Source organism: Mesorhizobium sp. B2-3-14 (assembly GCF_006442175.1).
In the GTDB taxonomy this organism is placed as follows: Bacteria; Pseudomonadota; Alphaproteobacteria; order Rhizobiales; family Rhizobiaceae; genus Mesorhizobium; species Mesorhizobium australicum.
In genome coordinates, this window is record NZ_VFVP01000002.1 from 851,456 (window position 1) to 873,673 (window position 22,218).

Below are 22,218 nucleotides of genomic sequence, written 5' to 3' on the forward strand. Positions count from 1 at the left end.
GCTGCGAAGACGGATTACGCAGTGGTCGCAACCACACACCGCAGGCGGTGGACAGGTTTGATCGGAAAGCCGCTTGACAGGTTGTCAAAACTGTCCGACGTCGATGACCGCCTGCGCAAAGGCCTGTGGAGCCTCCTGCGGTAGGTTGTGACCGATACCGCCTGAGATCAGCCGGTGTTCGTATTTCCCGGAGAACTTCTTGGCGTAGTTTGCCGGATCCGGATGCGGCGCGCCGTTGGCGTCGCCCTCCATCGTAATCGTCGGTACACCGATCGCCGGAAACGCCGCGAGCTTTTGTTCCAAGCCATCATATTTTGGCTCACCTGGCACCAAACCGAGTCGCCATCGATAGTTGTGGATAGAGATCGCGACGTGGTCGGGGTTGTCGAACGCGGGAGCGGAGCGATCAAAAGTTACAGCGTCGAAAGCCCATTTTGGTGAGGCGAGCGCCCAGATGAGGCGCGTGAATTCGCGGGTGTATTTCTCGTAACCCGCCCGTCCCCGTTCAGTGGCGAAGTAATATTGATACCACCACTGCAATTCGGCCTTCGGCGGCAGCGGCGCCTGGTTCACCTGCTGACTGCCGATGAGATAGCCGCTGACTGACACCATGGCGTTGCAGCGCTCAGGCCAGAGCGCGGCGATGATGTTGGCTGTGCGCGCGCCCCAGTCATAGCCGGCGACGACCGCTTTCTGGATATCCAGCACATTCATCAACGCAACGATGTCGGACGCAAGCGCCGCCTGCTGACCGTTCCTGGGTGTCGCGTCCGACAGGAACCGCGTAGTACCGTAACCGCGCAAATATGGCACGATGACCCGGTACCCTGCGTTGGCAAGCAGCGGCGCGACATCGACATAGCTGTAAATGTCGTAGGGCCATCCGTGCAGAAGGATCACCGGCGGGCCGTCCGCAGGACCGTCCTCGGCATATCCGACGCTCAGCAGATCCGCGTCGATCTGCTTCATTGAGGAGAACGAAGTCCGTGCCTTCAGCATGGGGGAGGCGGTCCTTTTGGACCCGTCGCCCTGCGCCTCCGCAACCCTGATCGCGCCAAGTTGCGCCGCGGCTATTGTCGCGGCAGCAACGCCGAAGAGGCGACGCCGATGGTGGTTGATTTCTTCCGGGTTTTTGATCGCGTTCATTGGTGCACCGCCTTGTCGTGATGACATTTTGCCGAGAGTTGCATGCAAGATCGATCGGTGTGTGATCGGTAGCTAAGTGAGGCTGATTGCGACTTCGATATTGCCGCGCGTGGCCTTCGAGTAGGGGCAGGTCTGATGTGCTGCCTCTACAACAGCCTTGGCAACGTCGCGGTCGAGCCCGGGTACGCTCACATTGAGGCGCGCGCCGAGGAAGAAGGCACCGTCGGCAGTGTTCAGATCCACCTCTGCGTCAATTGCGAGGTCGGCGGGCAGCCTGACGTTCATTTTGCGGGCGGCAATTGCCATTGCGCCCTCGAAGCAGGCCGACCAGCCGGCTGCGAACAGCTGCTCCGGATTGGCGCCGCCGCCCGGTCCGCCGGGCGTGGAAAGCCTGATGTCCAGTCGACCGTCGGAACTGCGGGAGGTGCCGTCCCTACCGCCAGTGGTGCGGACCTTGGCGGTATACAGGAGCTTTTCAGATTGGGTCATGATGTCTGGGTCCTTCACAAAAGGGCGCTTTGAATTCGATTTTGGAAATTGGCGCGTGGCTTCGCTCTCCACTAGCGTGGAAAACGCACTTAAAAGGCTTGCGGCCGAAGCAAGTTTTGCGGCACGAGCGACAGCGACACTGCAAGCATGATCATTCTCCCTGGGCCGGTCAGCAAACGTTCTTGCTGCTTCCACACATAGAGAGAGATCGCCCGGAGCACCCGTTATACACTATGATGCGGTGTTAGCGCTCGCCAGTGCCGCCCGTGCCGGAACTGGCCTGAGCTGCTTTCCTGACCTGCCCCAATCATCCCTCGGGGCCACGAAATCGACTTTTTGCTACATAGGTAGTGGACTTGGAACCGCGTCTGACCAGCCAACAAAAAGCAATAAAGAATGATGCCATGATAGTCGCGCAGACGAGCGACAGGATATCGTTTGGTCCCTTTACGCTGACCGCGGGCGAGAGGCTCCTGCTGCGCCAAGGCGTGCCTGTCAATCTGGGCGCGCGCTCTTTCGACATCCTTACAGCGTTGGCTGCGCGCCCCAACGAAATCGTCAGCAAGAAGGACCTGCTGGCCCATGTGTGGCCCGACGTCACCGTCGAAGAAGGCAGTTTGCGGTTTCAAATCGCCAACCTCAGAAAGGCGTTGGGCGATGGCGCGGACGGCGCGCGCTACATCGCCACTCTGACGGGGCGCGGCTACTGCTTTGTGGCCCCGGTCTCGCGATCGGATGGTCAAGACAATGGGCAAAGGGATGTCGTCGCCAGCTATCCGCAAGCCAATCTGCCAAGCCGCCTGATCCGGATGGTCGGCCGGACTGACGATACTGTCCGACTTTCAACTCAACTGGCCGAGACGCGTTTCATCACGATCGTCGGCACGGGCGGTGTCGGCAAGACCGCTGTCGTTGTGGCGGTGGGCCACGATCTGATCGAAGCATTCTCGGGTGCCGTGCATTTCGTCGATCTCGGGGCGGTGAGTGATCCGGGCTTGGTCGCGACGACCGTGGCCTCGACGCTAGGGCTGTCTCTTCAGTCCGAAGACGCGACCCCCAGTCTGCTCGCCTACCTTGCAGACAAGCGGATCCTCCTGATTCTTGACACTTGCGAGCATGTCATTGACGCCGCGGCGGACTTGGCGGCCCGCATCTTCGCCGCCGCACCGCAAGTCCACCTGCTGGCAACGAGCCGCGAGCCCCTCCAAGTCGAAGGGGAGCACGTTTACAAGCTGGAGCCGCTCGCATGCGCGCCTGGCGATCTGGAACTCACCGCGTTCACTGCGCGCCGCTTCCCTGCGATCCAGCTGTTCCTGGAACGCGCCGCCGCGAGCGGTGCCGGGCTTGATCTCCAGGATGCGGATGCCGCCATCGTTGCCGGCATCTGCCGCAAGCTCGACGGCGTGCCGCTCGCGATTGAGCTGGCGGCTGGACGGGTTGCGACTTATGGCCTGCAGAAAACCGCCGAACTTCTCAACGAACGGCTGACGCTGTTGTGGCCGGGACAACGTACCGCGCCGCCGCGGCAAAAGACCCTCCAGGCCACTTTGGACTGGAGCTACGGACTGCTGTCGGAGTTCGAGCGTCTTCTGCTTCGCCGGTTGGCGATCTTCGTTGGCCACTTTTCCATCGAGGCCGCCCTGGAAGTTGTCACGAGCGCAACCGTCGATGACGCACTCGTATTTGGCGCTGTCGACAGCCTGGTCGCCAAGTCGATGATAGCGGTAAGACCTGCCGGGGCAACGATGCGTTACCGCCTGCTCGACACGACGCGGGCCTACGCCCTTCAGCTCGACGTCGACGATGCCGAGCACGCGAGCCTGGCCGCGCGTCACGCGACGCATTGTTTGCGCTGGCTGGAGGAGACAGGAGCCGAGTGGCCTACTTTGTCGAGCGGCGTACAACGGTCATTTCACCTAGCGGGCCTTGCCAATGTGCGAGCGGCTCTGGACTGGTGCTTCGGACTTGACGGGAACACTGACCTCGGCGTCCGTCTGGCTGCCGCGGCGGCCCCCTTTTTTCTGTCGATGTCCTTGCTCACCGAATGTCATCGCTGGGCGGCGCAGGCGGTTGTGGCTCTTGACGATGCTACTAGAGGCGGATTGGAGGAGATGCATCTTCAGGCAGCCCTTGGGGTCTCCCTGATGTTCACGCGTGGTGGAAGAGATGCGGCGCGCGTGGCATTGAACAGAAGCCTGGTCATTGCCGACCGACGTGGCGAGGCGCTCGATCAGCTTCGGATTCTGGGCCCGCTGCAAATGTTTCACCTGCGTACGGGAGAGTTCAGGACCGCGTTGCGTTATGCGGAGCGCTGTTCCGTCATTGCCGGAACGCTTGAGGATTCGGTCTCCACCACTTTGGCGCATTCCTTGATGGGGATTTCGCTTCACCTCAGCGGAGAGCTCGGCCGTGCCCAGACCGCGCTCGAAGCGGCGTTGCGATACGGGCCGCACTCCAACCGAACCACGACGAACTATCTCGGCTTTGACGGCAAGATTCTGGCGGGATCGATTTTGGCAAGGACACTGTGGCTGCAAGGCCATCCTGATCGGGCCGCGGAGCGCGCGCTGCTGACGATTGAGGAGGCGGAAGTCCTGAAACATCCCCTGTCTCTCTCCATAGCACTTGTCTGGGCGATTTCCGTGTTCCTCTGGACCGGCAAGCTGGAGCTCGCAGAGAAACACATCAATCGTCTTTTCTCTCGTGCCGAATTTCATTCTCTCGGGCCCTATCTCGCCCTGGGAGGCGGCTTCACAGGGGAGATCGCCATTCGTCGCGGCAGCCCAAGCAGCGGTGTCGAAGGCCTTCGACGCTGCCTTGCCGAGCTCCACGCCGCGCCTTACGAACTGCTCACCACGCCGCTCAATATCGCGTTTGTTCTGGGCCTGGCTGCGGCGGGCCGATGCGCGGAGGCACTTTCACTGATCGAGGAGACGATCCGTGACGTCGAGGCAAGCGGCGATCTTTGCTATATGCCGGAACTGCTGCGCGTAAAGGGAACCCTTGTTCTGGCGGCCCCGCGCCCGGACGCCGACGAAGAGGCCGAAATGTGTTTTCGGCGGTCGTTGGAACTCAGTGATCGTCAAGGCGCGCGGGCATGGGAGTTGCGGACCGCTGTCGACCTTGCTTGCCTGTTGGCCGCTCGGGGACAACACAGGGAGGCGCGGGCTCTTCTCCTGCCGATTTTCGCGCGATTCGGGGAAGGCTTGGAGACAGCAGACCTGCAGTCAGCGGCAGGCGTGCTGGCAACGCTGAAATAGGTGTGAGCTTTCGGGAGATTGTCCGTTCGGACCAGACCCAGGAGACTGTCGAGGAAGGCCAATGGTCCGGCTCCTTCAAACGGAAAGCGACGCTTGGCCAACCATAGTCGGGCGTTCCTTCGGAGCTACCATCCGGTGTGGGCTATTCTGTAGGCAGTGACTTTCCCGAGCATATGGATTTCAGACTGCGGGCGAACAATGAAACGTTCCCAAAGTAATTCGGGTATATGTCGACAAGCTGTTCCACCTTATCCACCTCGACCAAGGAAACCGTCCAATCAATTCCCCTTAGCGCGATTTTCTTCTCTATTTCTTCCAATTTCCGCGCCCCCATGATGAGAGTTCGGAATGATTGAATCGTAACGTTCCGATCCGCTCTATATTGCACCAAATGATGCCGAAAATGTCGCGTTGGCTGTACGAGGCTCTCTGAGCGGAGGGTAAGATTCGTGATATCTGCCAGTATACTTGTTGCACCTATACGCCTGTTGATATCCCGCAGTTCCCGCACTCGGTCATCGCGATCCGGACCACCGACACGAATTGGACACTGCTCAACCTGGGCGAATTCCGCCGACATAAGCTGGAAAAGACGTAGCCAATCCTGCTCCCCGTTTCCGTGCTTCAAATCCTGGCGCTGGAACAGCCCGACGGCCTCAACTGCAGTTGCCCATGAGTGCTGAAGTGTGGTCCGAACTTGCAGTTCGATGCGTCGTCCCTCGAAAGCCTGGGTGTGGGCAGCTCTGGGTCGGTACTGGAAAACAATATGGTGACTTCGATAGCCGTCCGGCTTCGGCTCATCGATATAGTTGAATTCCCGACAGTGCATCTCATGGGGGAACTTGTCTCGCAGCGATTCTAGAAGCAAGCGGACGCTATTGATATCGGGCATGATCGCTCGGCAGCCGCCGATATCGTTCATGGTGTCCAAATTGGTGGTGGACTCTCGAAGCTTCCGACAAATGGATGCCAGACGCTTTGGACGCGATGCCATGTCGCCCTTCAATCGCAGGGCTTTGATGTGGTGACCGACAGAGAATCGAACGCTCCGCATCGGCAGAAAGTGCGAGTCGCGCCAGCTATTGGCGATTGAGAAGATTCGCATCGTGTCCACGTACTGGCCGGCAGTGGTGTCTTGTCCGAGCTGCATAGGTTTTGCCAGCCGATCGCCTGCCTTGCGAACGGCTTGCATACTGTATTTGAGGCGCGGGTACTCAGTCATTGGACCACAAAGTCAAGGTAGGCCGCTTCATTCTGAACTGGGCGGGACGACCGCAGGAGAATCGGATCTCATGTATCGTACCGCTTTGTATCCCTCGAGTCCGCTCAGGGCGGCTGGATCGAAGCCACAAGATCACGACGGTGCCTCCTTGAGTTGCCTCTGCGGTGACTCACCGGCCCCGGTAGCTTGGGCGCACGCAACTTCGCAACCATGCAGTTGCCGTCGCGTCCTAAATGCGGCTCTCGAGTGTCCTTCCTGCCGCTTGTGGTGCCGCACATGTTTTGGGTAGCGGGCGAAGGGCGGGAGGGAACCTCATGCAGGCGGATCGGAGCACTCTTCTTGGGTGTCGCCGCCGGCACCCTCGCCATTGCCGACATGCCGCCGTCTTCGAGCCGGGCATGTCTACGGCCTTGAGCTCGTCGGCCCGGCTCCTTCGAACAGTTCAAACCTATTGCAAATGCCCGGATGGGCCATTCTCGATTGCGGCCTGTCGGTTCACGTTCAGGCCATCTGAGTTCACCTCGTGATGAACATCCCAGCGAAAGCGCCACCTTTGCGCTTGCCCTGAAGGCATCCTATTCTGGAGGAATAGCATCCGCTCGTGGGGACAGAATGTCGGTCCTGCCTTTCTTGAGAATTCACGCACCGCTAAACGCGGTGCTAGCTGCGCCTGGGCTGCTGGCGGTGGCCGCGCTCACCATGCCGGACATGTCCGCACGAAGCAGGCTGGCTCTGACTGCCGTGCTGGCGGTCATTTGGGGCGCTTATCTCCTACAGATGGCCGAGACTCTGATCAAGCACTGGGCGGGAGACCTTCGGGACAGGACGCCTGCAATCGCCATTGATATGCTCGCGGTTTTGGTTCCACTCGCTGCATTTCTGCTCGAAGGCACGCCCGACCGGAGCCTCTACTGTGCTATCTGGCTGCTCAAACCGCTGCGCGACTCGACCTTCTTCCCGGTACTGGGCAGGGTGCTGGCCAACGAAGCGCGTAACCTGATCGGCGTCACCACGCTTTTCGGCGTCGTTCTGTTCGGTGTCGCGCTCGCGGCCTATGTCATCGAGCGCCACATCCAACCGGAAAAGTTCGGCAGCATCCCTCAGGCCATGTGGTGGGCGGTGGTCACGCTGTCCACCACCGGTTATGGCGATGCCATTCCGCAAAGTTTCGCCGGCCGCGTCCTGGCTGGGGCGGTCATGATGTGTGGCATCGGCGTCTTCGCGCTGTGGGCCGGCATTCTTGCCTCCGGCTTCTATCAAGAAATCCGTCGCGAGGATTTCGTCCGCAATTGGCAGTTGGTCGCCGCCGTGCCGTTGTTTCAGAAGCTCGGCCCGGCCGCGCTGGTCGAGATCGTGCGCGCCTTACGGCCTCGTAGTTTGCCGGCCGGCGCCGTGATCTGCCGAAGGGGCGAGACCGGGGATCGGATGTTCTTTGTTGTGGAGGGGCGGGTGAGCGTCGTGATGTCGAACCCAGTGGAGCTTGGCCCTGGCGCCTTCTTCGGCGAGATGGCGCTGATGAGCGGCGAACCGCGTACGGCGACCGTCAGCGCCGCAACGGCTGTCTCACTCCTGTCGCTGCACGCGGCGGATTTCCAGATGCTATGCAGCAGCAGCCCGGAAATCGCGGAAATCATCCGCAAGACCGCGCGCGAGCGGCACGGCACGGCGCCGACGGCTTGACTCTTCGTCAGGAGGAGGGCGCAATGGCTAGGCTGTCCAACTGCTTGTCGAGAATGGCTGGCTGGAAGGGTCGCCATTGAGACGACGGGCCGCGGGCAGCCGCCTGGGGTAATGTCGCGTTGCGCCAAATTGTCAACTGAACGACCGCCACCAAACGGCGGGGCTAAACATCAGGTGCCTCCTCCAAGGTTAGGCGCGCGGCAGCAACAACATTCGCGAGCTTGCCAGCTAGCAGAGTATCTATCGGCGAGTTCCCGCCAAGCTTGTCCGTCGGCGCCATCAACCATCTCCAGGCAAGCCGATGGTCGCCAAACATGGCGATCAATTCGGCTATCCCATCTGCAGGGCGAGCATCGACAAACTGCTTCAATGGAAAAACAAACCTGCTGCTTCCAGATTTAAGTGCGATCACCTCATCGCGTTTCTGCCACCGAAAGAGCGTCGACCTCGGTATCCCAAAATGCCTTTCTATCACTGTTGGCCCAGCTACCGGCCCCGCCCAATCACTCGCCGCACTGAGAGGCGCTTGGGGGACCGCCGGTGGCGGTACCGCTTTGAAACGCTGCAGTCGTGGATCAAATCGGCCTTGTGCCTCAGCCACTATATGCCCGATAAATATCTGAGCGAGGTTTTCAACATCATCCTCGATAGTTGGGAGGGCTCGCTGAACAGCCTGAGTTTGAACACTGATTGCTGAAGATATATACCCTGCCAATCTCGCGGCAATTCTAAGGGCCGGCTTGCCGATTGTCGGATCGTGCTCAAGAAGAATTTTCGACACGGCGGCAGCCACCGTATTTTCCAGTCTTGGTCGGCTGGCTTGCTTAACAAGGTTTCCACCTCGTGAGAATCGCCGCCTAGTGACCATGCAGATTACCTCTTCAAATGCTACCTAAGTTGCGTGACCCCTGTTTAGCCGAGGAGACGTAGTACCTCAGTGCGTTGCGGAAGTCATAGAAGGCAAACACAATGCACAATTGGCACCGTTCTGTCCAGTGGAGATGGTGACGTTGCTTGGAGTAATGCTTGGCCTACATTGTGTTCGAGCACCACCAAACCTAAACTCCGCGAAAAGACGTGGGGTCGCTGGCGCTTTTGCGCGCAGCCCTGACGAGACTTTCGTCATGGCCCGGTTTCGTTCTTGATCTCCAGCGCTGCCGGTAGCCCTTCGAGCACAGTGACGCAGCCATCGAGATCGTTGGTGGCCAGATGCGCGTAGCGCATCGTCATCGACAGCGTCTGATGACCCAGCCACATCTGCACGCGCCTGATGTCGATGCCACCCTGGACGAGGCGCGCAGCACAGGTGTGACGCAGGATATGGGGTACGACCTGGTGGTCGGCGCCAAGTCCAACCTCGGCTTTCGCCTCGTTCCATATGGCACTGAACTGTGCCCGGCTCAACTTGGTGAACGGGCCTTTCGGCCGAGGGCGTCCGTCCGGAGGCATCCTGATCACCTCCTTGACCCGCTCGGTCATCGGGATGGTGCGGCTGCGGCCGGATATGATGGTTTGGAAACTGACGCGATGTTCCTTGATGTCGTTCCAGGTCAGCCCGAGCGCCTCGCCGAGACGGCAGCCGCTATCGACCAGGAAGACGGAAAGCCTGTAAGCATCCTCGCTGCGGCTCTTGATGGCGGCGAACAGCCGCGCTTCTTCATCCCTCTCGAGAAAACGAATCCGTCCCGCCCGCTCTTTCTGGCGGCGGAACTCGTGCAGGCTCTTGAGATCTCCCATGTTGTAAGCCTTGCGGAAGTGGTCGGGAGTTTCGGATCAACCAAAAGATTGAGCCTCCCCTAGCAGGGCAGCGCCTTCGACCACTCGGCCGCCTCTGCGTTGCGCCGCTGGATAAAGAAAAGCGCCGGCACAATCAACAAGGCCGTGTCATAATATGGAGAAGGTGAGCGCGCCGAACATTTCAGCCTTCCTCGGGTGCGGCAGTTCCGCGGCAATTCCTGGGCAGATGAGCCCCAGGCCTTGCATGATCCGGTCGGCCGATCGCCGGATTCGGCCGAGACAGGCGGTCGTGAGGGGACCAATGGTTAACGAGAGCTTTCCAAGTGAGGCCAAATCGTGACGTTTCTGCAACACAGGTCGGGGATAGCGGCCGAACTGTCCATGCGCCGGTACGATCGTGGTTGAACGCCGCCGGCTCATGGGTAATGTCAATTTCGAAGGAGCGGCGCGGTGCGCATCTTTTTCGGTAGTGGGGATGGGGCAGGGAACGCTGTCCTTCAGCAAAGAATACCCAGACCCGTTTTTTAACTTTTGACTGGAGGTCAGAAAATGAACATCAAGAGCCTTCTTCTCGGCTCCGCTGCGGCCCTGATCGCAGTTTCCGGTGCGCGCGCCGCCGACGCCGTCGTCGTCGCCGAGCCGGAGCCCGCTGAATACGTCAAGATTTGCGACGTCTACGGCGCTGGTTACTTCTACATCCCCGGCACCGAAACCTGCCTGCGCATCGGCGGCTATATCCGTTACGACATCGGCGTCGGCGACGTGGGTTCGTTCGACGGTGCGACAAGCGCCGATCACGAGACCCCCGGCGACAGCAACGACACCTTCTACAAGCATGCCCGTTTCGCGCTGAAGACCTGGACCGGTCAGGAAACCGAACTCGGCACCTTGAAGACCTATACCGAGACCCGCTTCAACTTCCAGAACAACAACCGTGACTCGGGCAGGTTCGGAACGCTCAATACTGCTGGCAACGGCGATACCGTCTCGCTGAACTTTGCCTGGATCCAGCTCGGTGGTCTCCGCGTCGGTAAGGATGAATCAGCCTTCGACACGTTCATCGGCTACGCCGGCAACGTGATCCAGGATACGCTGGTTCCGTATGGCGGCTTCGACACAAACGTCGTGCAGTACTACTTCGACGCTGGCAACGGCTTCTCGGCTGTGGTCTCTCTCGAAGAAGGCTCGGGCACCGACACGATCGACAGCTATGTTCCGCATGTCGTCGGTGGCGTGAAGTGGACGCAGGGCTGGGGCGCGGTTACTGGCGTCATCGCTTACGACAGCAACTATGAAGAAGTCTCCGGCAAGGTTCGCTTGGACGTGAACGCCACCGACCAGATTTCGCTGTTCATCATGGGCGGCTACGGCTCCGATGATAACCTCACCGACGGCACCTGGGCGTTCCCGGCTGGCGGTCGCGGCTTCTACAAGCCGTGGAGCGGCAATTGGGCAGTCTGGGGCGGCGGCACCTACAAGTTCAACGAAAAGACCTCGTTCAACCTCCAGGCGTCGTATGACGAAGGCAAGAACATTGGCATCGCCGCGAACGTTGCCTATGACATCGTTCCCGGCTTCACGATCACGGCTGAAGTCGACTACTCGCATCTCGGCGACGACTCCGTGTCGAACTGGACGGGTATTACTCCTGGCGATGACGACGCAATCGGCGGCATGCTCCGCTTCCAGCGCTCCTTCTAACAGGCGCTGCCTTATTGAAATCGAAAACCCGGCGGGCAACCGCCGGGTTTTTTCATGCCGTCTGTATGGAACTTCGGACAGCCGATGGCATGGCCGCCCGCCTGCTGCCACGCTTGCAGACGTGGAAGAACAACCCTAGCAGCGAAAAGGAAAGGAGGAAGCCAAACTGCTTGGCAAGCGACGCGCGAAACGGTGGGAGGCTCTGTGGCCAGGATACGCCGGCGGGACAGGTGAAGGAACGCGGCGGTCGGCCTGAGGAAACCCTGTTAGACTGGTCTATCGGCGGAAAGCGTACGCCGGCGGGATTGGATGCAAGCAAACTGCGCGCAGCATCAGGCACTACCGGTCAAATCTCAGCAAGATCGCCCAAGGCTTCGATCAACGGCTGAATCTCGCTTTCGTAATTCTTCCAACGCTTGACGGACGACGTATAGATCGGCTGGCGGACCTGCCAATTGCTGTAGGTGTTTACGGAGCCGCCTTTGTCAAAAAAGCGCAGGCAGGCATCGTCCCACGGCAATCCGAGATAATCCATGAGCCGGCGCGACTGCTCCTCCTGATTTTCGATCAACGTCTCGTAGCGATTTTCGAAAATACGACCCGGGAAAACCTTGTCCCAATGCCGCATCAAGCGATCATACTCCCGGTAGTAAAGCCCCAGCGTCTCAAGATCGGCACTGTAGCTGTGGGCTTTATTGAACTGCAGGACGAAACAGGAGATGCAATTGTCGACAGCGTCGCGACGACAATGAATGATACGCGCTTTGGGGAAAAGAAGGCCAACTAGGCCAATCAGCTCGAAATTGTGAGGCATTTTGTCAACAATTCGCAGCGAGTCGGGAGCCCGCTCGCGCAGATAAGCAAGGTGCTCTTCGGCCAAAGTCCTGGTCAGATCGGGAGTAATCATCGCGATGGATTGGCCGAAGTTCACGCTGGAGCGGTCTGCGACACCGAGTCCATTGGCTGTTCGCCTAAGTTTGCTGAGCTCGCCGGCGCCATGAACATCGGGGTGAGTGGCACAGATCTGCTCTGTCAATGTCGTGCCCGAACGAGGCATGCCCACGACGAATACAGGCGCCTCCGAGGGATTGCCGTACGCGGCTCTTGAAGCCACCAGTTCCGGCGCGAAGGTTGCGATCATGCCGTCGACCCAGCGGCGGTAAGACTGCAGATCGAATGTATGGCCCCCGGCTTCATTCCCCTTCTTAAAGTGATCCATCGCCTCCTTATAGCGACGGAGGTCATTGAGAACCTTTCCTGCGGCGTGATGGAGCGCTGCCGCTCCCTCCGGCCCATGGCCCGGGTCTTGAAGCTCCGTCAGGATTGCCCCGAGTTCTGGCGGCTCTTCAGCGAATTTGCGCGTGCGTACAAGCGCGTTGTGGGCAGCCGGTACCGCGATGCGCCGTTCTATTGCCTCTTTCAGATGAACCGCGGCTTCGGCCATACGGCCGAGGCTTGCGAGCGCGCGGGGCAACCCCAACCGGGCTACGGGATGATCTCGGTCGATCCTGAGCGCCTTCTCAAAGAGCGGCAGCGCCATCTCCCCCTTGTCAAACGCATTGTAGGCATCGCCCAAGGCGCAAAGCGCTTCCACCAGATCCGGCTTCAAGTCCAGGGCGTACCGAAAGTGCTTGATCGCCGGCGTAAATTCGCTGACCTTCAAATAGGTCTCGCCGAGGCTAAGATGGTAGTAGGGATTCTGCGGATCCTCTGCCACCGCCCGAGCGAAATACCGCAGTGACTTTTCGTTATCGAAATCGAGCCCGAGCGTTCCCAGGATATATAGGGCCAGCGGATGGTTGGGCGTGCGAGCAAGGACCCTGTGGCACAGTTCCTCAGCCTCGGATAGACGTTCGGCCTGCTGCAACTCGAGCGCCTGCCGTAAAAGCAAGTCGTCGGCGTGGCTGCGGTGGGGGCCTGCCTTGAACTGCGCTTTGGATGACGCAGCCTTCGGTGATGCCGCCTTCGGCGAGGGTGGGGTGCGGAGGTGCTTTGCCCATGCGGGCGGCAATCGGTTGCTCATCCTTGGTTCGCTAGCAAAAGGGGCTTGGAGAATCCAGCCTCAATAGCCGTTTTGCGCAGAGCGCTGGTGTCGCCCCATCGATTTGCCCATTCTTCCGGATCGACCCTTATCGGATTTCCGTTCCGCGCTATGAGGTAGTAACCTAGCTCCCTCCGCACTGCCAAGACAATCCGGTGATCACAAGTTTGGCGCGTCTCAAACCATTCATGGGATGCGATATAAGCAACCACCTGCAAACCTCGCCGCGATGTCTCGGCCAGGTCACGGCGCTCCTTCGACCGAACTCGTGGACGCCATGGCGTCGGCGCCGGCGGCGCTGTGGAGACAGGATTGCCGGTTGCCCGAGGCGCGCACGAACCCTGCCGCCTAGTGGCGATCCCCGACGTCGCTCCGGTGACGGCGCTCTTTCCTATTCCGTCGTGCTGGCTTTTTTTCTGCGACGAATGGTGTGCGATTGCGCGACGGCCATTTTCACCGCGGGTGTAATCGCCAAAGATCCGTTCTCTGCCTCATGCGGATTCTGCAGCCCTTGGACGTGGACGGTCGGAAATGGGGGTTCGATGCCCTGCTCCTTGAAGACCTGGCGGAGGCGTACGTAGAATTTGCGTTTCATACCAAAGGCGCCTCCCGGCCTGGTTGTGGCCTTGACCCTCAATACAATGCCGTATTCGCCAAACTCCTGTACGCCCTGCATCTTGATCGGGTCGAGCACCCAGTGCTTGAACTCAGGATCTTCCGCCAATTCGAGGCCGATCCGCTTGATCAGCTTGCGAGCGAATTCGATATCGGTGTCATAGCCGACGGTGATGTTGAATTTGTCGATAACCCAGTCACGGCTCTGGTTCTGGACGGCCCCGAGTTCACCGAAAGGTATGGTGAACAGCGGACCCCGATGGTGGCGCAGCTTCACCGAGCGCAGGGAAAAGCTTTCCACGGTACCCTTGTAATTGCCCGAGGAAATATATTCGCCGACACGAAACGCGTCGTCGAGCAGAAAAAAAACGCCCGAAATGATGTCCTTGACGATGGTTTGTGCGCCAAAGCCCACCGCGACGCCGACAACGCCGGCGCCAGCGATCAGTGGGCCAATCTGGATACCCAGCGAGGCGAGCATCATAAGCGCTGCCATCACGATGATCGATGCGAGCAGGATGTTCTGGAGGATCGGCAACAGCGTGTGCAGCCGCGCCTGCTGCGGATCTAGCATCGGGACCTCTTCGTCGCCGATCACAGGGTGTGCCGTTTCGATGCCCAGCTTTCGTTCGATCAAGGCTTTGATGATCGACCAGCCGAAATCGGCTGCGAGGGCAATGACCACGACATTGATCAGGCCGCGCAATATGAAGGTCGTCGTCGTATTGCTGCCGCGCATGGATTGCATGTCCAGGCCCCAGACACGCGCTAGAAAGTAAGCCGCCGCCAGGATGAAAATCATTCGGATTCCGCGATCGATGACAGCGATCGCCACCGCCGGGATCGTAGGCCGGCCAAGATCTACCGAACCTGGTCGCAGGACGAAGTTAACCCCGCGCTGCGTCGTCACGATTGCCCAAGGCAGGAAGAGTGCGGCGAAGGTAAACCAGAAGTATGCATAAAGGCCCGCGATGCGCTGCAGAAACAGGACGAGGAAATAAGCTGTCAACAGCCATGTCGCTTCCGTGTGAACGCTGTGGCGCGCACCGTCTCGCTGCGTTCTTGGCCGACGCCAAATGGCCAGCAGCACGAGCAACAGCAGCACGAAATCGGCGCCAAGCGACAGGACCATCATTCCGTCCTGATCGATGCCGAGACCTGGCAAGAGGATGAACGCGGCGGCGAAGAAGGCGAAGACGCCAACGATCCGGGGCAGCCAATAGGACCAATGGTCAGCCGCTTCGTTGGTGATTGGCAAAGCACGAACCTCGACGGCGTTGTCGACGTTCATGAAGGAAGGGACGAGCATGGCCATGACGTACATGCGCACCCCCCATGTAACGACTGCCGCCATCAAGAATGTCAGTACAATCTCGCGGATAAGCATTGGCCAGTCGAACAGCATGAACGCGCCGGCGCTGCCCAGTGCGAACGAGACGATCAGCATGCTGGAATAAAGCGTGCGGCCACCAATCTTCTTGGCCCGCCCAACGGGCGTATCCTTCGGTTGCGCGATAATCCAGAGACGAAATGGACGGCTCAACTTGTACGTTGCCCAAGTAAGCGCCAGGCCGGCAGCGATGAACATCGCAATCAGCAAGAGTACCCCGGCAGATCCCTTGCTGGACATATCCTCCATGGTCTCTGCCCGAACGCGCGCGAACTGACCCGGCAGCAGGGGCAAAGTTCGCACGATTCTTCCGATATGATCCCTGATCATATCGAGCGTCGAGGATGCCATCGTATTCATCTGGCCTGATGCGGCCGCGGCGCCGGACGATGCGTCGGCCGGAGAAGCGCCTGCCCCGGCAGGCGCTCTCGTTGACCCGGCGTCCTGATTTCGCTGTTCGGCCATCCAGGCCTTCACTGACGCATCGTCGAGCAGTTCGAATAGCTGTTTGACCCTTTCAGGCGGGACGGTCGCCGGCGCCTGCGCCTGCGCTGGACCAGCCAACAAGAGGGCGGTTCCAAAGATGAGCTGCCTGGCAACCAGGACGAACATCGCGCCAAGGTGTCGGAGAGGTTGTGTCGGGCGCGCCAGGTTCCTGGTTCCCAATCGTCGAATGATGAGACGCATCGTGCTGTTAACCTTCCGGTCAGATCGGCAAGCAACGACATCTATGCCCGCCATTGCTCCTAGGTTGAAGGAGCCGATGTTGTGGTACAAGAGTCCACCGTCCAAGCTAGACAATTGCGTAGGGTGTGGTCACGCAAATCAGTCATGTGATCCGCAATTCAAAGACGCTGGGCGTTACGGCGGCTTCCGATAGAGCAGAACGCGCGTATGCCGCGTTGCGCATCGCCGGCCGAGGCTATGTGATGGAAATATGGGACCCTCACACAGGCTATACACATCAGGGCAGCCAAAAGCATCACCGTGTGCGTCTATCCCCGCATAACGCGATAGACAGTTGCATCGCCCTTTACACCTCGAAGAGGCGCATCGAAAGCGACAATGCCTGGCCCGGTAAGGGGTCGCTCACGCCTGGTGCGGAATAGAGCGCTTGGGAGATGCAGACATTGTCTACCGTTCAAACGAGCACGGCCTCGATGGTAGCAACAAAGTCGTCGAGCGAGCGATCCCCGCGAATCTCGATGCGCGGAAGGTCGATGGGGTCGCTATTAAGGTCCGCCGGTCCGTGTCTGCCGCCGAAGCCGATCCGGTAGCCGCACTCCTTGGCCAGCCTGCCGAGCCGTCGGTCGGTGACAGAGAAGGGTGCCGCGAAGGCCGTGGTTGGCCGGCCGGTCCACCGTTCGACGAACATACGAGAGCGCAGGAGCTCGGCGGCCAAATCAGAGCTCGACAGACCATCGATGGCGCGGTGCGTCGCCAGATGGCTTCCGAAGAACGCACCCTCGGCGGCGAGACGTCGCACCGTTCCGGCGTCCATAAGCCGCGCCGGCGTACCGCTGACGGCGTCCCACTTTGCACTTTCCCCCACCAGGTCCGTCACCAGGAACACTTCCGCGGTCAGGTCGTGCGCACGCAAGATCGGCCAGGCATGGTCGGCAAAGTTCTGGAATCCGTCATCGAAGGTGATGAGCACCGGGCGGCCAGTGAAAGGCTGACGGTTGGCGATGGACAATTCCAGTTGCTCGGACATGATCGCGTGAAAGCCATTGGCGCGCAGCCATGCCATCTGGCTCGCGAATGCGGCGGGCGTGAGTCGGAAACGGGCGAGCGCGGCCGGACCTTCATCGGCGACGCTGTGATACATGAGGACAGGGATACGTTGCCGCCGCTCGCTACGAGCGACGGCGCGGCGCAAGACCCGTGCCCCGCCCCAGACAATGTTTCGCGCGACCCCGATGCCGATGGGTGCGCGGACCGGCACATGATCAATCACCGGCTCCGTCGCCACGTAATCCGGCGACAGGCGGCAGAAGCGATCTATTCGATAGAGTTCGGTCTGGATCGATTGCGCAAGGACGAGACCTTCGGTCTCTGCGAAGGTTTGCGAGATCGTTTGTGCGCCGAAAGTGTTCCAGTCGAAGCCCGTCCTTTCAATATTGTCGCGTAGCACGAATGCGTGTGCATTGATGAAACTGCCGCCAGGCGCCAGTGCCTCAACGAATTTTTTGGCGATGCGCCGCAACCCGGCGAGATCTTCTAGGTAGTAGAGCACTTCCGAACAGACGATCAGATCCATCTCATTGGGCAGCGTGTCCGAAAAAAAATCCAGTACACTGAATTCGACATTCGGCTGGTCCGAGCAGCGCGCGCGCGCCCGTTCGATGGCTACGGCGGAAATGTCGGTGGCGGTCAAATGGCCCACTCGGGGTGCCAGTTGTCGCGTGAAATGGCCTTCCGCACAGGCCAGCTCAAGCGCCCGTCCTATGGGACCGGCCGGCAGAATTTCGAGCTGCCGCTCATATTTTTCCTGCTCGTAGGCCGAGCTGTAGTTCCAGGGATCCTCGGTCGCGAAATACCGGTTCCAGAACGACGTACGATCCTTGTCGTGGCCACTCGAGGCGGGTGCACGGCGCGGCGCTGGAAGCGGCTGCGTTGCTTCGGCGCTCGACCGAACCAGTTCCCGCGCTTCCCAGACCATTTGCGCGAGTTTGCCGAAGTGGCTGCCCGGATCAGGCCGGCGTTCCGCTGTCGTCGACAGTGCCTCGGCGGCCAGCGTGTTCGCCGTGTCGGCACCGTCCTTTTGCGGTGCGAAATTCGGGATCAGTTCAAGCCAATGGCGCCTTGTCACTTTCCCGAGTGCGCCGAACTGTACGATAGACCCGATCTGCCCATCCATCATCAGGTAGGCATAGATTTGATCGATTCCTTCCGGAAGCTCGGTCGACGTTGGATTTCGAGCGTCGACGCGAATTCCGAAAGTGCGCGCCAGCCTGCGAGGAGCGGCAAGATCGTCGGCGTCGAGCAGCATTTGCTCGAGATGATACTGGACGCGACGACCCGCAACCGGGTCGCCCCAGACCTTGCCGAGTTCGATGATCAACTCTGTGATGGCGCCGCCAAACCTGTCCCACCGGGCAGCCATATGGGCTGGCACCGATAGGCTTCCTACCATCAGGCCGTCGAAGGTCACCTTGGCGATCTCGCGCGCCCACTTACGCCTTGCCGGCAGCGCGCGCAGGGATTGCGGGTTGATCGAGCCGCCGCCGCTGCCGCAATCCGACGCAGCGTTCCACAGGGCGAACCACGCCAGTGCTTCGGAAGCGGTGCGGCCGCCCGCCGAGATCGCGCCATTGGCATGCGCCGGCGCTGGGTGCTTGACCCTGGGGTCGGTGGCAAAGCCGCGGGCGATAATGCTTTCCGCGTCTGCCAGCGTCTGCCTCGAATTGCGGGTGAGCGCGTTGGGGCTGGCTCGACAAAAGGCGAGCGGCTCGTCGACCATCACCCAATTTGTGCCCTGACGTGCGACGCGCTGCCATAGATCCCAATCCTCGCAGCTGCGCAGCGACACGTCAAAACCGCCCAATTCGACTATTGTTTCCCGGTCGACCAGCAGCGCGTGAGTGGCGATGGCACATCGGCGGGCTAACGTTTCGAAGGGCTGGCTTGCGACCTCGGGCGCGATGCTCGCCGGGGTGAGCGCTCCATCGGGCATCACGCGCCGCGAACCGCAATAGGCGGCTACTGCATCGGGAGCGGTTTTCAGCGCAGCCAGCATTTTTGTAAGGAAGCTGGCATCCAGCCAGTCATCGGCATCCAGGAACATCAGCCAGTGGCCGCGCGCCGTCGAAATCCCGTTGTTACGTGCGCCGGCGGGGCTATTCGCGCAAGAACTCAAGGCGCGAAATCGGGCATCCTGTTCCACATAAGCGGCGATGATCGCGGGGGTGCGGTCCGTAGAGGCGTCGTCGACGATGATCGCCTCCCAATCCGCGGTTTCCTGATCGACAAGGCAATCGAGTGCCCGCGTCAGCGTTACCTCCGCGTTGTGCGCAGGAACTACGATCGAAACCAATGGAATATGCGCCACGTGTCTCACCCGCGCCCGGCTCGCAACAGGTAGAACAAGTTGCGTTGATCTTTGTCGGCGCAGGTCGGCACGATCGATGCCGATCCATTCGAGCCCATCGTCGACCATAACTATATCAATATCCGGTAGGTCTGCCGGCGGATGCCGGCATGCATTGTGCCGAATGTTTTGCTCGACATTGAACATCGATACCACACCGCCTTGCGGTAGCATTATTCTGGATCATCGAGCTTTCGTCTTCTTCGGAGAGTCACCGAATGTCAAAACCGGATAACGGCATCGGATGGCCGCACTGCCCTGTCAAGATCGGGGCTGATTAGGTAGCAAAAAAAGACCTGAAGACAGGCTGGAATGGCAAGCGCTCATGCCCGTGCCTTAGTTGCTGCGCCGCCCGGCAACAAAGGATGATCGCGGGCGAAGACGCGAGGGCAAGCTGATCCTGATCGAACTAATCGGAACCGCGGCCGAACTGCGAGCGCGCCGCAGTTGTTGATCATGGATCCATGGCGCCGCCAATCTACGCGCATGATGACGCAAAAGGGTCTGTTCGCTGGGCAGATTGTGGAGCTCGAGCCGCTTGTCAAATTTACGCGTGACCGGCTTATGCGGAGAAGATTCCGGCTTGCGAGCCGGGTATTTTGCTGACATCTTTACTAGTTGCTAAATTAGCACGCTGGTAGCTGTTTAAATGAAGGGTATAGGGATGGCCAAGGAATCTTCGAGTACCGCTTCTCCGGCAAATAAAGCGGACGGAAATCTGACAAGTAATGCAGACGCCAACGGGCTCGCCTTCATGGCGGGCCAGGCTCGCGAGAGCGGGACCCCCGGCGACGCTGTAGGTGTCGACAAGATACGTGATCTGCTGTTCGGCAACCAGATGCAGGACTATGACCGCCGCTTTTCCAAGCTTGAAGAACGGGTCTTGCAGCGGTTCAAGGATGTCGAATCGGAGGCCAAGCGCAATCTTGAAATGTACGAGTCAAATGCGAAAAAGCAGATCGACTCGCTTGCGGCGCAGTTGCGGAACGAAAAAGACGCGCGAGCCGACGCCGACAAGGAGATTGACCGAAATCTTCGCGAACAAAATCAGGCGCTTGAAAAGCAGGTGCGCGCATTATCGGATCAATTGAATGAGCTTGAGCGCGAAATTGCCGACCGGATAAATCGAAACGACCATTTGCTGCGTGAGGAAATCAAGCAAAAGAATGAAGCCATTCAGATGCTGATGGAAAAAATGTTTTCCGATCTCGGCAACGTCAAGACCGACCGAAATCTTTTGGCCGGCCTGTTTGTCGAGGTTGCAAAATGTCTGAATCAGGATCCCGTCGGCAGCAAGAGCAACTCGGACCGTAGCTGGAAAGTGAGTTGATCGGATTTGACGTCGACCGTCGACCCAATCAGCCTTCCGCATAGAACAGCCTCGAACGATACAGAGATTGATCGCGAGGCTCTGGCCCGTCTTTTGATCGAAATTGCCCGGAACGTTGATCCGGACTACCGTGCGCGACTCGACGGAGTTCCATCCGCCGATCCTCGCATGGAAACGCTGCGCCAGTTGCTGGTCAGCCGCGAAATTTCAGAGCTTTCACGAGTTACGCATCTGCTCGACGAACCGGAGCAGCTTGCCGCTGCAGTGGGCGACGTGCTTCCCAGTGCGGCCGCACGAGCCCCTCATGCGCAACTCGGTGAGGCCCTTGCGCCGGCTGTCGAAAGGGCTGTGCAACGGTCGATCCAGAAGAGCCCGCGCACGCTGACCGATATATTATACCCCGTGTTTCTTCCGGCAATTCGCAAGTCAATCGGGGAAAAGATCGATCAGACATTTCAGTCGCTTAATGAAACTATACGACATATATTTACCTGGCACGGGCTAAAATGGAGAATTGAGGCTTGGCGAACCGGAGCCAGCTTCTCGGAAGTTGTTCTCAAGCATTCTCTTCTTTATCGTGTTGAGCATGTCTTTCTCATTAATCGCACTTCTGGGCTATTGATAGCGCATGTAGCTGCCGACAATGCGACGAGCGAAGATCCTCAACTGATTTCTTCTATGCTGAGTGCAATCCAAGACTTTGTGAAGGACTCATTCAACGAGAAGGAGCAGAGCGGCCTGGACACTATTCGTTTTGGCGACCTTCGTCTCTGGTCAGAAGTAGGACCGTTCGCGACCCTGGTTTCGGTGATCCGAGGAAACCCCCCAGAAGGATTGCATGACATAGTTCGCGACGTGTTGCTCCGTGTCCATGAGGACTACTCGCAGGCTTTAATGGAGTTTGACGGCGACGGATCGCAGTTGGCCGGCATAGAGGCGCAGCTGCAGACTTGCGTCGAGCTGAAGCAGGAGGAACCAAACCAGGGATTTCCGTGGCTGGTGGTGGGCCTGGGCCTGCTGCTGTTGGTTTTGGCAGGCGGTTGGTTCTTTCTTTCATGGCAATCCGGGCAGCGCTGGCAGGCTTATGTGTCGCGACTGGAGACCCAGCCGGGCATCATCGTTGCCGAACAAAAGATACGCGATGGCCAATTCTATATTGCCGGCCTGCGAGACCCGCTTGCCGTCGACCCGCAAGCCTTGCTGTCGGGAACGCAGGTCGATCCCGGCAGGGTCCATTCGCAGTGGCAATTTTATCAGAGCCTCGAACCGCAGTTCGTGTTGAAGCGGCTGACGGCATCGCTGGCCCCGCCGGAGTCAGTACGGCTTGCCATCGTCGATGGGCGCATCGTTGCCCAGGGTGAGGCTCCCGACACCTGGATAGATCGGGCGCGCGCCGCGGCCCGACAGCTTTCGGCAGGCGGACCGGTATTCGATGTCTCGAGGGTCCGCGATGTAAGCCCCGAAGCACGCGCGGCAGAGCACTGGCAGGCCTATGTGTCGCGACTGGAGACCCAGCC

Annotated in this window: 11 protein-coding genes and 2 pseudogenes; 5 read left to right on the forward strand and 8 right to left on the reverse strand. The window is 59.5% G+C overall.

What is annotated here, in order from left to right; translation table 11 throughout:
- Window positions 1–84 precede the first annotated feature (84 nt).
- Together FJ950_RS08750 and FJ950_RS08755 are read right to left on the reverse strand one after the other, a co-directional pair.
- Window positions 85–1,146, reverse strand: a complete 1,062-nt coding sequence (locus FJ950_RS08750; RefSeq protein ID WP_140616476.1) for an alpha/beta hydrolase — start codon at window positions 1,144–1,146, stop codon at window positions 85–87.
- Window positions 1,147–1,218: 72 nt separating this feature from the next.
- Window positions 1,219–1,635, reverse strand: a complete 417-nt coding sequence (locus tag FJ950_RS08755) for an organic hydroperoxide resistance protein (RefSeq protein WP_140616477.1) — start codon at window positions 1,633–1,635, stop codon at window positions 1,219–1,221.
- A 404-nt stretch (window positions 1,636–2,039) separates the two neighbouring features.
- Between FJ950_RS08755 and FJ950_RS08760 the strand changes: the two genes are divergently transcribed.
- Window positions 2,040–4,895: a winged helix-turn-helix domain-containing protein gene (locus tag FJ950_RS08760; RefSeq protein ID WP_140616518.1), complete on the forward strand. Its 2,856-nt coding sequence runs from the start codon at window positions 2,040–2,042 to the stop codon at window positions 4,893–4,895.
- A gap of 142 nt (window positions 4,896–5,037) precedes the next feature.
- Here FJ950_RS08760 and FJ950_RS08765 read toward each other — a convergent pair whose 3' ends face one another.
- Window positions 5,038–6,117, reverse strand: coding sequence for a RelA/SpoT domain-containing protein (locus FJ950_RS08765; RefSeq protein WP_140616478.1), 1,080 nt, complete (start codon window positions 6,115–6,117; stop codon window positions 5,038–5,040).
- A 612-nt stretch (window positions 6,118–6,729) separates the two neighbouring features.
- Between FJ950_RS08765 and FJ950_RS08770 the strand changes: the two genes are divergently transcribed.
- On the forward strand, window positions 6,730–7,797 hold the full coding sequence (locus FJ950_RS08770; RefSeq protein ID WP_140504512.1) for a cyclic nucleotide-gated potassium channel: 1,068 nt from the start codon (window positions 6,730–6,732) through the stop codon (window positions 7,795–7,797).
- A gap of 163 nt (window positions 7,798–7,960) precedes the next feature.
- Here FJ950_RS08770 and FJ950_RS08775 read toward each other — a convergent pair whose 3' ends face one another.
- Together FJ950_RS08775 and FJ950_RS08780 are read right to left on the reverse strand one after the other, a co-directional pair.
- Complete coding sequence (locus FJ950_RS08775; RefSeq protein ID WP_181166480.1) at window positions 7,961–8,590, reverse strand: antitoxin Xre/MbcA/ParS toxin-binding domain-containing protein; 630 nt, start codon at window positions 8,588–8,590, stop codon at window positions 7,961–7,963.
- Window positions 8,591–8,919: 329 nt separating this feature from the next.
- Window positions 8,920–9,549 (reverse strand): annotated as a pseudogene (locus FJ950_RS08780) (site-specific integrase); the annotation flags it as partial.
- Window positions 9,550–10,083: 534 nt separating this feature from the next.
- Between FJ950_RS08780 and FJ950_RS08785 the strand changes: the two are divergent.
- Entirely contained in the window at window positions 10,084–11,235 is a 1,152-nt protein-coding gene (locus FJ950_RS08785; RefSeq protein ID WP_140616480.1) for a porin, read from the forward strand.
- Between the two features lie 346 nt (window positions 11,236–11,581).
- Here the strand turns inward: FJ950_RS08785 and FJ950_RS08790 are convergent, their stop codons facing one another.
- The 3 genes from FJ950_RS08790 to FJ950_RS08800 form a co-directional block, all read right to left on the reverse strand.
- Window positions 11,582–13,258 carry a sulfotransferase gene (locus FJ950_RS08790; RefSeq protein WP_140616481.1) on the reverse strand — a complete coding sequence of 559 codons (1,677 nt, stop codon included), beginning with the start codon at window positions 13,256–13,258 and terminating at the stop codon, window positions 11,582–11,584.
- Between the two features lie 409 nt (window positions 13,259–13,667).
- On the reverse strand, window positions 13,668–16,058 hold the full coding sequence (locus FJ950_RS08795) for a mechanosensitive ion channel family protein (RefSeq protein WP_246677800.1): 2,391 nt from the start codon (window positions 16,056–16,058) through the stop codon (window positions 13,668–13,670).
- A 364-nt stretch (window positions 16,059–16,422) separates the two neighbouring features.
- Entirely contained in the window at window positions 16,423–19,518 is a 3,096-nt protein-coding gene (locus FJ950_RS08800; protein WP_246681290.1) for a trifunctional glycosyltransferase/class I SAM-dependent methyltransferase/polysaccharide deacetylase, read from the reverse strand.
- A 517-nt stretch (window positions 19,519–20,035) separates the two neighbouring features.
- On the opposite strand from FJ950_RS08800, the gene FJ950_RS08805 reads away from it, so the two are divergent.
- Both FJ950_RS08805 and FJ950_RS08810 read left to right on the forward strand, forming a co-directional pair.
- Entirely contained in the window at window positions 20,036–20,701 is a 666-nt protein-coding gene (locus tag FJ950_RS08805) for a hypothetical protein (protein WP_140616482.1), read from the forward strand.
- 6 nt (window positions 20,702–20,707) lie between these two features.
- Window positions 20,708–22,218 (forward strand): annotated as a pseudogene (locus FJ950_RS08810) (OmpA family protein); the annotation flags it as partial.